Origin of the sequence: Curtobacterium sp. MCBD17_034, from assembly GCF_003234515.1 — a bacterium.
In the GTDB taxonomy this organism is placed as follows: domain Bacteria; phylum Actinomycetota; class Actinomycetes; order Actinomycetales; family Microbacteriaceae; genus Curtobacterium.
Map to the genome: position 1 here is coordinate 154,031 of NZ_QKTN01000002.1, position 11,703 is coordinate 165,733.

Consider the following 11,703-nt stretch of genomic DNA (forward strand, 5'->3'; position numbering starts at 1 on the left):
GGCGCGCGGACGGCGCGCGGACACGGGAGACCCCGTCAGCATGCCAGGCGCGGGGCGCGCTGGGAACGGCGAGAACGCTCAGGTTCCGGGCAGTCCGTAGGCTGGCGCCGTGACCTCCCGGGTGCGTCTGCTCCTCGCCGCGTCGCACCCGGGTCCGACCGTGGCCGTGACCGTGCTCGCAACGGTGATCGCCGTCGCCGTCGGACACCCGGTGTGGAGCGTGCTCCTCGTCGCGCTCGCGGTGTTCGCGGGCCAGCTGTCGATCGGCCTGGCGAACGACTGGATCGACGCCGACCGCGACCGTGCCGTCGGCCGCAGCGACAAGCCCGTCGCGCGCGGGCTCGTGCCCGTCACGACGGTCCGCCGCGCGGCGATCGGCACCGCCGTCGCCGCGGTGCTGCTGTCCGTACCGCTCGGACTGGTCGCGGGTGCCGCGCACCTCGTCCTCGTCGCCGCGGGGTGGGCGTACGACGCCGGACTGAAGCGCCGCGTGTGGTCCGTCGCCCCGTTCGTCGTCGCGTTCGGGCTGCTGCCGGTCGTGGCGGTGTCCGCCGACAGCGGCCTCGGGCCCGGCGGGATGCCAGCGGTGTGGCCGGCGCCCTGGGCGATCGCCACCGGCGCGGTGTTCGGCGTCGCGATCCACTGCACGAACGTGCTGCCGGACCTCGTCGACGACGCCGCCACCGGGGTCCGGGGATTCCCGCATCGTCTGGGGCTGCACGCGTCGGGCGTCCTGGCGTTCGCCGCGCTCGTCGTGGCGGACGGGCTCGTGCTCGTCGGACAGACGACCGGCGACGACCCCGCGCGGGGTCCGGCCCTCGCCCTGGCGGTCGCGGGCGCGGTCACGGTGGTCGTCCTCGCCGCGGTGGGCATCCGCCTCGTGCTCACCGGTCCCCCGACGCGCACGCTGTTCCGCCTCGTCATCATCGCGTCGCTCGTGGTCGTGGTGCAGCTGGCGCTCTCCGGCGCACGACTCGCGGCGTGACCCGCCTGGGACCTCGTCCTCAGGCCCACCGCATGGCGTAGACGCGGGCCAGGGCGTCCGCGGTCGGCAGGGCCAGGAGCGTCCGGAGCAGGGCCTCCCGGACCGCGAGCGCGGGGCCCGCAGCCGGTCGCCCGAGCGCCATGTTCAGCTCGGCCTGCCGCGCGGCCCGACGCGCCGCGGCCTGTCGGTGCCGCGCGTACTCGGGCCATGGGCCGGCGCTGCCGGTGGCCACGGCCTGGGCGAGGATCGGTGCGAGCGCGGCCGCGTCGAGCCATCCCAGGTTCATGCCCTGCCCGCCGATCGGACTGATCTCGTGGGCGGCGTCGCCGACGAGCACGACCCGGCCCACCCCGACCCGCTCGGCGGTGCGGCGACGCACCCGGAACGGACTGAGCATGGTGCAGGTCTCCGGGTCCGCCTCGGTGCCGGTGCGCTCCCGGATCGTCCGCGCCAGGTGTGCGGCGGCGCGGGGGTCGGGGTCGTCCGGGTCGAGCGGCCGGCCCGGCGCGCGCGCGTCCCGATCCAGTGACGCGCCGTCCAGCGCGTGCCGGTCCGCGGGGTCCGAGCGGAGCACGACGTACCGGCGGCGACCGCCGGGCAGCGGGAACGACTCGACGACCCCGTGCCGACCGACGTCGACGAGTGCGGTGGTCTCGGGCGACGGGCCCGAGCCGCCGCGACCGGAGCACGGGGGTTCGGCGTCCGCGAAGTCGCCCATGACGTACCGATCCTGGTAGTCCCGCCCGTGGCTGCGGACCCCGATGCGGTCGCGGACGACGCTCCGGGCGCCGTCCGCTCCGACGACGAACCGTGCGGTCAGCGTGACGGGCCCCTCCGGGCCGTTCCCCTGCGCGGTGACGCGGTCCCGCCGTCGTTCGAGTGCGGTGAGTGTCGTGCCCGTGCGGAGCGATCCCGGGGCGAGGGCCGCGAGACGCTCCCGGAGGATCGCCTCCGTGCGGTGCTGGTCGAGGGTCGCGACGAACGGATGGGTCGACGACGCTCGGGCGAACGACAGCGAGCCGATCGGACGCCCCCCGTTCCGCGCCGTTCCGCGGTCCACCCGCGCCGCCTCCGCGAGCACCGGTGCCGTCGCGCCGACCGCGGCGAGCGCGTCGAGCGACGGCGGGTGGATCCCGATCGCGCGGGAGCCGGACGGCGCTCCGGCGCGCCGTTCCCACACCGCGACGTCGACGCCGGCCTGCGCCAGGAGCGCGGCGAGCAAGAGGCCGACCGGACCGCCGCCGACGACGAGGACGTCCGTGCGCTCCTGCGACATGTCGCCGAGCCTAGTGACGGGACCGCACGGCCGTGCCGGGCCGCTTTACCTCGGTGGTCCGGACGGGCTATCTTCAGCCACACGGGCAGACCATGCTCGCCTTCGACCCGTCCGGACCCCGAATCCGGCAGCGGGTCCGGTCCGGACACGAGCAGCGTCGCTCGACCCGTCCCCACACGCCCCGAACCCGAACGGGAGCACCAGATGACGACGCACGCCCCTTCCGTGCTGCCCACGGCCGTGCCGCCTCCCTCGGCGCGCGTGCGTGCGGGCGCCGCGGTGCCGCCCCGGTCCGTGCACGTCCCCGCGGAGGTCCGGTCGTGAGGGCCGCGATCGCGACGGTGAGCCTCGGTGGCGGGCTCGAGGAGAAGCTCGAGGCAGTGAGCGCCGCCGGGTTCCGAGGCGTCGAGTTGTTCGAGCAGGACCTCGTGACGGGGTGGCTGCGTCCGGAGCAGGTCGCCGCACGCGCGCGTGACCTCGGTCTCGAGCTCGACGTCTACCAGCCGTTCCGGGACCTCGAGCAGGTGCCGGACGACGTGTTCCGTGCGAACCTGCGGCGCGCGGAGCAGCGGTTCGCCCTCATGCACCGGCTCGGGATCTCCACGATGCTGCTGTGTTCCAACGTCGCGACGGCCGTGTCGGACGACGACGCCCTGGCGGTGGACCAGCTCGGGGCGTTGGCGGAGCTCGCGGAGCGGAACGGGGTGACGGTCGCGTACGAGGCGCTCGCCTGGGGCCGGAACGTGTCGACCTACGACCACGCCTGGCGGATCGTCCGCGAGGTCGACCACCCGGCGCTCGGCATCTGTCTCGACAGCTTCCACATCCTGGCCCGCGGCACGGACCTCGGCACGATCGCGGAGATCCCCGGTGAGCGGATCATGTCGTGCCAGGTGGCGGACGCCCCGGTGCTCGACATGGACGTGTTGCGCTGGAGCCGGCACCATCGGCTGTTCCCGGGCGAGGGCGACTGGGACCTGGCCGGGTTCCTGTCGCACGTGCTCGACAGCGGGTTCGCGGGGACGCTGTCGCTCGAGGTGTTCAACGACGTGTACCGGCAGACCGACCCGACGGTGACGGCGCGGGCGGCGCGCCGGTCGCTGCGGGCACTCGAGGACGCGACGCGGGTCCTGCGGTCGGCGGCCGACCGGGACCGCGTGGACGCGGACCCGCGGCCCGACATGGACGAACGGGGCGACACCGGGCGCGGCGCCGAGGAGCCGGGTCGGGCCTCCCGGCCCGCGGCGGTCGGATGGTCAGCGCACGGTCTGGACGCCCTGCCCGCCGTCCCGGAGCCGGTCACGACCCACGTCGTGCTCGCGCCGGACGCGGAGGGAGCGCTCGTCGCGCTGCTCCGCCGCGCCGGTCTCGCGTGCGTGGGGCGGCACCGGACCGGTCGGACGGAGTTGTTCGAGGCGGGCGGCCTCCGGGTCGTCGTCGACGGCGCGCAGGCCGGGCTGGCCGCGCGGGTCGCGGCGGTCGGCCTCGGGGTGGCGGACGCGGCGGCGGCAGCGACGCGGGCCCGGGCGCTCGGGGCGCCGGTGCTGCCCCACGGGTCCGTGCCGGAGGGGACCGACGAGTACGTGGTGCCCACCCCGGAGGGCACCGGCGTGGCGTTCGGTGGCCGCAGCGCGGACGGGACACCGTCCTGGTCCCGGGACTTCGCACCGACCGGCGAACGGGCGTCCGCGGCGGCGTCGAACCTGCTCGGTGTGGACCTGGTCGGGATCACCGTGCCGTGGGACCGCACGGACGAGACGACCGGCTTCCTGCGGGCCGTGCTCGGGGTGGACGGTCCCGTGGCGGCGGACGCCCCGAGGACGGACGGGTTGGCGCGACGGCGGCTCTTCACGACCGGGGCGACGACGACGTCCGGTCCGACCGTCCGGATCGCGGTGACGACGCCAGCGCCCTCGTCCGACGCGCCGTCACCGACACTCGTCGCGCTCGCCAGCGCGGACGTGGTGGGCACGGTGACCCGGATGCGGGACTCCGGGGTGCGGTTCCTGCCGACGCCGCCGAACTACCACGACGACCTCGCCGCGCGGACCGGCCTGGACGAGGTCACGGTGACGCGGCTCCGGGACGCCGCCGTGCTCGTGGACGTGGACGCATCCGGGACGTACCTGCACGCCGTGGTCGAACCGCTCGGTGGCGTCGTGTTCGAGGTCGTCGAGCGGCGGGGCGGGTACGACGGCTCCGGGGTCGGCGACGCGGCGGTCGTCGCGGCGATGGTCGAGCACCACGGACAGCGCCGCGGGGTCGACCGCCGCGGGGTCGCGCGGCGGACACGTCGCGCGTAACGTCGGGTGCATGACCGATGCCGCAGCACCCGACGCCCGCCTGACCACTCCCGACCGCGTCACCATGTACGGCGCTGCGTGGTGCTCGGACTGCCGTCGTTCCAAGGCGTTGCTCGACCGGCTCGCGGTGGACTACGAGTACGTCGACCTCGAGGCGGTGGCGGACGGCGCCACCCGGGCCGAGGCGATCAGCGGCCGGAAGAGCATCCCCGTCATCGTGTTCCCGAACGGCCGGCACGTGGTCGAGCCGTCGGACGCCGAGCTGACCGAGGAGCTCGCGACGGCCGGCGTCGTGGAGCCGGTGGCCTGACCCACGGACGTGGCGCGCGCGCCGCTCATGCGGCGCTCGCTGCCACCGCCAGCCGCGCCCCGGCCGTGCGAGACCACGCGAGCGCGCCCCGCATCGCCGACGCCCGGTCCGTCAGGTCGGTGAGCGCCACGGCGTGCGCGAACCCACGCGGGTCCACGGCGATCTCCCCCGCCACCAGCGCGACCGGGCGCCGTGCGGCCGCGGCGAGCGCCTGCACGACGGCCACGACCTTGCCGCCCGCGGTCTGACCGTCGAACCGTCCCTCGCCGGTGACGACGAGGTCCGCGTGGAGCACGCGGTCGGCCAGGTCGAGGACCTCGGCCACCGCGTCGCCGCCGAGTGCGATGGTCCCGCCCCAGGCCAGGAGGCCGAACCCGGTGCCGCCCGCGGCTCCCGCTCCCGGGGTGTCCGGGTCGACGTCGGGGAACATCGAGGCCCATCGGCGCAACCGTGCCTCGTGCACGGGGACGCGATCCGGTGTGATGCCCTTCTGCGGTCCGAACACGGCGGCGGCGCCCCGGGGCCCGAGCAGCGGGGCGGTGACGTCGGTCAGGATCCGGACGCCCTCCGGGGTCGGACGGAGCGTGGCGCGGTCCACGGCCTCGATCCGGTCGAGCGCGGCACCGCCGGTGTCGTCCGGCCCCAGCGGTGGGCGCAGGCGGAGTCCGAGTTCCCGCAGCACGCCGAGACCGCCGTCCGTCGAGGCGCTCCCCCCGATGGCGAGGACGACTCCGCGCGCTCCCGCCCCGAGTGCGGCGGCGATCGCGGCCCCGAAGCCGTGCGTGTGGGCGGCGTCCGGACGGGGGTGGTCGAGCAGGGTGATTCCGCTCGTCGACGCCAGTTCGACCAGGCCTCGGCCGTCCGGGAGCCGGAGCCACTCGGCGTGCACCGGCCGATCGTCGGGGCCGCGCACGACGACCGGGACGCGCTCGGCGTCGGGGAACGCGGTGGCGAAGGCGTCGATCGTGCCCTCGCCGCCGTCGGCCATGGGTGCGAGGTCGAGGACGTCACCGGGCCGCTCGGCGCGCCATCCGTGGGCGAGCGCACGGGCGATGGACGCCGCCGACGCCGTGCCCTTGAACGCGTCCGGAGCGACGAGCACGCGCATCAGAGCCGACCCCGATCGGGTCCGCTGCCGCCGCTCGCGCCGTCGCTCACGTGGCACACGCTACTGCCGGCGCGCTGGCGCGTCCCTCGGGCGCGCGCTGGTGCGTTCCTCACGCGCGCTGGTGCGTCCCTCGGGCGAGGGCCCGGGACGGTTCCTGGATCGTGGTCGCCGGGCGGACGGTAGACGGGAGGCATGAGCGACGAACTCGACCAGGCTGACGCACCGTTCCTCGACGCCCTCCGGGACTACCACGGCCGCGACCGCTACGGGTTCTCGCCGCCCGGGCACCGGCAGGGCCGCGGGATCGACGCGGACACCCTCGCCGTGCTCGGCAAGGACCCGTTCCGCGACGACGTGCTCGAGAGCGGCGGCCTCGACGACCGGACCTCGTCGAACGGCTACCTGCCCACGGCCGAGGCCCTCATGGCCCAGGCGGTGCACGCCGACAGCGTGTTCTTCTCGACCTGCGGCAGCTCCTTGTCGGTCAAGGCCGCGATGCTCGCCGTGGCGGGTGTCGACGGCGGGATCATCATGCCGCGGGACGCGCACAAGTCCGTGACCGCGGGCCTGGTGTTCTCCGGACTCCAGCCGTACTGGGTGACGCCGCGCTTCGACACGGACCAGCACATCTCGCACCCGGCCTCCCCCGAGGACTACCGCGCCGTGTGGCAGGAGCACCCCGACGCCGCGGGCGCGCTCGTGGTGAGCCCGACGCCCTACGGCACCTGCGCGGACATCGAGGGCATCGCCGCCGTGTGCCACGAGTTCGGCAAGCCGCTCATCGTCGACGAGGCCTGGGGAGCACACCTGCCGTTCTCGGAACTCCTGCCGACGTGGGCGATGAACGCCGGCGCGGACGTGTGCGTGACGAGCGTGCACAAGATGGGTCTCGGGTTCGAGCAGGGGTCCGTGCTCCACCTCAAGGGCGACCTCGTCGACCACGACCACCTGTGGGCGTGCGCGGACATGCTCATGACGACGAGCCCGAACGTGCTCATCTACGCGGCGATGGACGGCTGGCGTCGGCACATGGTGCGGGACGGGGCGGGCCTCATCCGAAGTGCCGTCGACCTGGCCGACCGCACGCGGGATCGCATCGAGGCGATCGACGGGATCCACGTGCTCCGTGACGAGCTCCTCGGCGCCGAGGCGTCGCACCAGCTCGACCCGATGCGGATGCTCCTCGACGTCCACGAGCTCGGGATCACCGGGTACCAGGGACTCGACTGGCTCCGCGAGCACCACCGCATCGACCTCGGCCTGTCGGACCACCGGCACCTCGGCATCGACATCTCGGTCGCCGACGACGCGTTCACGACCGACCGGCTCGTGCACGGGCTCGAGTCCCTGGCCGCGTCGGCGTCGGAGCTGCCACGGTCGCCCGAGGTGCGGATCCCCGACCCGTCGAAGCTGCTGCTCGAGTCCGTCGTCACCCCGCGCCGGGCGTTCTTCGGCGAGTGCGAGAACGTCCCCGCCGAGGAGGCCGCGGGGCGGATCGCCGCCGAGCAGGCGACCCCGTACCCGCCCGGCGTCCCCGCGTACGTGCCCGGGGAACGCCTGACCGCCGAGGTGATCGACTACCTCAGGAGCGGGCTCGAGGCGGGCATGGTGCTCCCCGACCCGACCGACGGCAACCTCGGCACGATCCGGGTCATGGTCGAGTGAGGTCCTCCGCTGCGGCGGGCCCGGCCGCAGCGACGGGCCCGGCCGCAGCGACGGGCCCGGCCGCAGCGACGGGCCCGGCCGCAGCGACGGGCCCGGCCGCAGCGGCGGTCGTCGTCGTCGCGGGCGCCGTCGTCGCGGCGAGCGATCCGAGCAGCGCGAGCGCGGCCTCCGATGTCGACGCCGGCTCCGCGTGGTACAGGACGAGCACCTGACCGTCCGTGCCGGTGACCGCGAGCTTCTCGCGCAGCAGCGTCATCGGCCCGACCTCGGGGTGGACGAGTTCGGTGGGGGCACCCTCGACCGGGCGGACGTCGTGGCGCGCCCACAGCGTGCGGAACAGCGGACTGCGGAGCGACAGCTCCCCGACGACCTCGACGCACCGGGGATCGTCCGTCGCCGCTCCCACGGAGGCGCGGAACCCGGCGACGAGGCGGGCGACCGCGCGGTCCCAGTCGCGCCAGAGCTGCCGCTCGGCCGGGTCGAGGAACACGTCGAGCAGGCGGTTCCGCCCGGGCCGGAAGCCGGGGGCGAGGGCTGACGCGTGCCGGTTCGCGGCGAGCACGTCGAACGTCCGGGTCTCGACGAACGCGGGGATACCGAGGGACTCGAGGAGCATCGCGACCCCGGAGGGGACCCGGTCCGGTCCGGTCCGACGGGTCGGAGCACGGTGTGCGCGCTGCGCCGCGAGCGACATGAGGTGATCGGTCGCGGGCGCGTCCAGGCGGAGCGCGTCGGCCAGCGCCGCGAGCACCTGGGCCGACGGGTTGCGGTCGCGACCCTGTTCGAGCCGCAGGTAGTAGTCGGCGCTGACGCCGGCGAGCATCGCGACCTCCTCACGCCGGAGCCCGGGGACGCGGCGGAGGCCGCGGACGGTGAGACCGACGTCCTCGGGTCGGACCTGCTCCCGTCGCGCGCGGAGGTACTCGCCGAGCGGGTTGCCGTCGTCCATGTCCGGCAACGCTAGTCGTCCTCCCGGACCGCGTTCCTGGTCCTGCCGTCCCCAGGAACGCAGGGACGTTCCCGCCGGACGGGCGACACGGCCAGCATGGTCCACGAACGAGGGGACGACCGCGCCAGCCCCGGCCGGCACGTCCTCGTCCGGAGAGGACCCATGATGACCACCACACTCCCCGGCGGCACCTACCGCCTGGCCGACGACCTCGAACTCACCCGCTTCGGGTACGGCGCGATGCAGCTCGCCGGTCCGAACGTGTTCGGCCCGGCCCGCGACCACGACGAGGCGATCGCGGTGCTCCGCACCGTCGTCGAGCTCGGCGTCACGCACATCGACACCGCGGACTTCTACGGACCGTTCGTGACCAACGAGCTGATCCGGGAGGCCCTGCATCCCTACCCGGAGCAGCTGGCCATCGTCACGAAGGTCGGCTCCGTCCGTGGCGACGACGGTGCCTGGATCCACGCGAACGAACCGGACCAGCTCCGCACCCAGGTCCACGACAACCTCGAGCGGCTCGGCGTCGACACCCTCGACGTCGTCAACCTGCGCGTCGGGGGCTTCGACTCCCCCGAGCCGGGATCGATCGGGGAGCGCTTCGCCGCGTTGGCCGACCTGCAGCAGCAGGGGCTCATCCGCCACCTCGGGCTGAGCACGGTGAGCCGCGAGCAGTACGACGAGGCCCGAGCGATCGCCCCGGTCGTCACGGTGCAGAACTTCTACAACATCGCGAATCGACAGGACGACGCCTTCGTGGACCTGCTCGCGGAGCACCGTGTGGCCTACGTCCCCTACTTCCCGCTCGGCGGGTTCACGCCCCTGCAGTCCGACGTGCTCGCCTCGGTCGCTGACCGCCTCGACGCGACCCCGATGGCCGTGTCGCTCGCCTGGCTGCTGCAGCGGTCACCGAACGTGCTGCTCATCCCCGGTACGTCCTCGGTCGCCCACCTGCGCGAGAACGTGGCGGGCGCGGCGCTCGACCTGCCGGAGGACGCCGTCCGCGAACTCGACGCGATCGCGGGCTGACCGAACGGGCCGGCGGCGGGTCTCCCGGGCGCCCGGGGCACGCCGTCGTCAGTCGGCGCGCAGGGTCTCGCGGGGCGACCGCCCGTACTCGCGGAGGTACTGCGTGGCGAACCGGCCGGGGTTGCTGAACCGCCAGTGCGCGGCCACCGCGGCGACCGTCGTGCCGGAGCCGTCCCGCGCGAGCAGGAGTGCCTCGTGGGCTCGCCGGAGTCGCTCACGACGGAGCGCGGTCATCGGGCTGTGGCCGAGCTGCCGGAGGAACGCCGCCTGCAGACCCCGGGGACTCATCCCGGCTGAGGCCGCGATCTCGTCGACGGACAGCTCTTCGGCGGCGTGGGCCTGGATGAACTGCAGGGCCCGGCGCACGCCGATGGGCGAACCCGCTCCCGGGTCGACCGGCACGGGAGTGGCCTGCCGGTCGACGAAGGCCTCGACGAACGCGGCGACCAGGACGTGGAACGTGGCCGCGCGCACGATCGGGCTGTCGACGAGCATCCCGCTCGCGGTGACCTGCCGCACGTGGTCGGCGACGGCCTGCCAGTGCAGTCGGGCGACCTCGCCGTCCGGTGCGTCGTGCACGCGCAGGGCACCGGGCGGCAACCCCATCGTGTCGAACTCCCGGCGCGCGTCCTCCTCGCGGAGCACGATCTGGCGGAACTCGGCGTCCTCCCAGACCACGCGCTTGCGTCCGTCGCGGGGGAACAGGAGCGGCGTGGCGTCGGACCGGACGAGGGTGCCGGCGGCGGTGCTCACCTCGACCCGTCCGGCGTCGAGCGCGATGACGGACCAGAACGGCAGCGGCTGGGACTCCATGACCAGCCGACCCTGCACGCGGACCCGGGCGACCGCGAACCGCCCCTGCCCGGTGACCTCCTGCCGGAACCGGAACGGCCCGTCGGCGACCTCGACGCGCTCGACGTCGAAGGCGTCCCGGAGCGCGACGAGGGCACGGTCCGCCGAGTCGGTGTCGACACGGACGGACCGCCCGGAGCTGAAGAAGACGTTGCGCATCGCGGAAGGAGGGTGTCCTGCTCACTCGGCCCTGAGGGTGTCCTCGGGACCGACGGTGTACACGGCACGGTACCGCGTCGCGAACCGTCGCGGTGACGCGTGTCCCCAGCGCGCCGCGATCGTGTCGATGAGCCCGTCGTCACCCGGCTCGGCGGCGAGGAGGTCCCGGTGCGCCCCGGCGAGTCGCGCGCGCTCGAGTTCGGCCTCGGGCGCTCGCGAGCGCCAGAACCCGAAGGCACGGCGGAGGCCGGCCTCGCTCGTGCCGACGTGCCGGGCGATGTCCGCCACCGTGATCGGGAGTGCGGCGTGGTCGTCGATGTACCGGCAGGCACGGTCGACGGTGGCGAGCATCCGGCGACGGCACGTCCGCTCGCGGTCGTCCGCGCCCTCGGTCGGCACGGACTCGAGCAGCCCGACGACGAGCAGGCGGTAGACCGAGGCCGCCACCAGCGCGCTGCTCCCCGCCGCCCGGCCCTCGAGGACCGCGGCCTGCAGCGCGACGGTCCGGGCGAGGTGCTCGGCGCCCTCGCGGGTGGGTGGGAGTGACTGGGCGAACCGGACAGGGCGCGGGTCGTCCCCACGGACCGCCGCAGCGAGGTCGTCGAACCGTGTCTGCTCGAGCCGCACGATCGTCAGGTGCATGTCCTCGGACCGACCGTGGTAGCCGACGCCGTGACGCATGACGAACGGTGCGTCCTGATCGCCCCGCTCATCACCCGCGGTCCACTCGTAGACCCCGCCACCGGGGACCACGAGCGTCACCCCGCTCGTCTCGGTGCTGCGGCCACCGTCGACGCGCGCGCGGAACCCCCACCGCGTGAGGTCGAGCCGCTCGTCCCGGTACTGCTCGGCGTGGAACCGGAAGTCCGGCCGGTCGGACTCCACGCTCGCCGCGGGCATGGAGCGGCGGATCGCGGCGGTGGCCGCTTCCGGGTCGTCCACGTCGAGGGCCGGGCGCCATCCGGACTGCGGCTCCTGCATGGTGCCTCCCCCAGCCGTTGTCGCCAGGGTAGGCCACTGTCGCCGTCGCGTCCGGAACCCGTGGAGGACCGTGGTCCCGGCGG

General features: G+C 74.8%; 10 protein-coding genes. 5 read left to right on the forward strand and 5 right to left on the reverse strand.

What is annotated here, in order from left to right:
* The first annotated feature begins 109 nt into the window (after window positions 1-109).
* Complete coding sequence (locus DEI92_RS04490) at window positions 110-985, forward strand: UbiA family prenyltransferase (protein ID WP_111012526.1); 876 nt, start codon at window positions 110-112, stop codon at window positions 983-985.
* A gap of 19 nt (window positions 986-1,004) precedes the next feature.
* Here the strand turns inward: DEI92_RS04490 and DEI92_RS04495 are convergent, their stop codons facing one another.
* Window positions 1,005-2,261: an NAD(P)/FAD-dependent oxidoreductase gene (locus tag DEI92_RS04495; protein ID WP_111012527.1), complete on the reverse strand. Its 1,257-nt coding sequence runs from the start codon at window positions 2,259-2,261 to the stop codon at window positions 1,005-1,007.
* Between the two features lie 320 nt (window positions 2,262-2,581).
* Between DEI92_RS04495 and DEI92_RS16800 the strand changes: the two genes are divergently transcribed.
* Complete coding sequence (locus tag DEI92_RS16800) at window positions 2,582-4,564, forward strand: sugar phosphate isomerase/epimerase and 4-hydroxyphenylpyruvate domain-containing protein (RefSeq protein WP_258370062.1); 1,983 nt, start codon at window positions 2,582-2,584, stop codon at window positions 4,562-4,564.
* A 10-nt stretch (window positions 4,565-4,574) separates the two neighbouring features.
* The gene (locus tag DEI92_RS04505; RefSeq protein ID WP_181434645.1) at window positions 4,575-4,874 is read left to right on the forward strand and encodes a glutaredoxin family protein; all 300 of its coding nucleotides are present in this window, start codon (window positions 4,575-4,577) and stop codon (window positions 4,872-4,874) included.
* Between the two features lie 25 nt (window positions 4,875-4,899).
* Here the strand turns inward: DEI92_RS04505 and DEI92_RS04510 are convergent, their stop codons facing one another.
* Window positions 4,900-5,982 (reverse strand): glycerate kinase, encoded by a 1,083-nt coding sequence (locus tag DEI92_RS04510; protein WP_258370063.1) that lies wholly within the window; start codon window positions 5,980-5,982, stop codon window positions 4,900-4,902.
* 192 nt (window positions 5,983-6,174) lie between these two features.
* On the opposite strand from DEI92_RS04510, the gene DEI92_RS04515 reads away from it, so the two are divergent.
* Window positions 6,175-7,647 (forward strand): aminotransferase class I/II-fold pyridoxal phosphate-dependent enzyme, encoded by a 1,473-nt coding sequence (locus DEI92_RS04515; RefSeq protein WP_111012528.1) that lies wholly within the window; start codon window positions 6,175-6,177, stop codon window positions 7,645-7,647.
* On the opposite strand, the gene DEI92_RS04520 is transcribed toward DEI92_RS04515, so the two are convergent.
* Window positions 7,634-8,596 carry a helix-turn-helix domain-containing protein gene (locus DEI92_RS04520; protein ID WP_111012529.1) on the reverse strand — a complete coding sequence of 321 codons (963 nt, stop codon included), beginning with the start codon at window positions 8,594-8,596 and terminating at the stop codon, window positions 7,634-7,636. The genes DEI92_RS04515 and DEI92_RS04520 overlap by 14 nt on opposite strands.
* A 165-nt stretch (window positions 8,597-8,761) precedes the next feature.
* On the opposite strand from DEI92_RS04520, the gene DEI92_RS04525 reads away from it, so the two are divergent.
* The gene (locus DEI92_RS04525) at window positions 8,762-9,628 is read left to right on the forward strand and encodes an oxidoreductase (RefSeq protein WP_220037452.1); all 867 of its coding nucleotides are present in this window, start codon (window positions 8,762-8,764) and stop codon (window positions 9,626-9,628) included.
* A gap of 48 nt (window positions 9,629-9,676) precedes the next feature.
* Here DEI92_RS04525 and DEI92_RS04530 read toward each other — a convergent pair whose 3' ends face one another.
* Window positions 9,677-10,639: a helix-turn-helix domain-containing protein gene (locus tag DEI92_RS04530; RefSeq protein WP_111012531.1), complete on the reverse strand. Its 963-nt coding sequence runs from the start codon at window positions 10,637-10,639 to the stop codon at window positions 9,677-9,679.
* 21 nt (window positions 10,640-10,660) lie between these two features.
* A complete protein-coding gene (locus DEI92_RS04535; RefSeq protein ID WP_111012532.1) occupies window positions 10,661-11,620 on the reverse strand; it encodes an AraC family transcriptional regulator in 960 nt (319 codons plus the stop codon).
* Between the last annotated feature and the right edge of the window lie 83 nt (window positions 11,621-11,703).

Coding starts and splice junctions, on each gene's coding strand:
- DEI92_RS04535 (WP_111012532.1), bottom strand. CDS start 11,620: ATGCAGGAGCCGCAGTCCGGATGGCGCCCGGCCCTCGACGTGGACGAC.
- DEI92_RS04510 (WP_258370063.1), bottom strand. CDS start 5,982: ATGCGCGTGCTCGTCGCTCCGGACGCGTTCAAGGGCACGGCGTCGGCG.
- DEI92_RS04505 (WP_181434645.1), top strand. CDS start 4,575: ATGACCGATGCCGCAGCACCCGACGCCCGCCTGACCACTCCCGACCGC.
- DEI92_RS04520 (WP_111012529.1), bottom strand. CDS start 8,596: ATGGACGACGGCAACCCGCTCGGCGAGTACCTCCGCGCGCGACGGGAG.
- DEI92_RS04525 (WP_220037452.1), top strand. CDS start 8,762: ATGACCACCACACTCCCCGGCGGCACCTACCGCCTGGCCGACGACCTC.
- DEI92_RS04495 (WP_111012527.1), bottom strand. CDS start 2,261: ATGTCGCAGGAGCGCACGGACGTCCTCGTCGTCGGCGGCGGTCCGGTC.
- DEI92_RS04530 (WP_111012531.1), bottom strand. CDS start 10,639: ATGCGCAACGTCTTCTTCAGCTCCGGGCGGTCCGTCCGTGTCGACACC.
- DEI92_RS04515 (WP_111012528.1), top strand. CDS start 6,175: ATGAGCGACGAACTCGACCAGGCTGACGCACCGTTCCTCGACGCCCTC.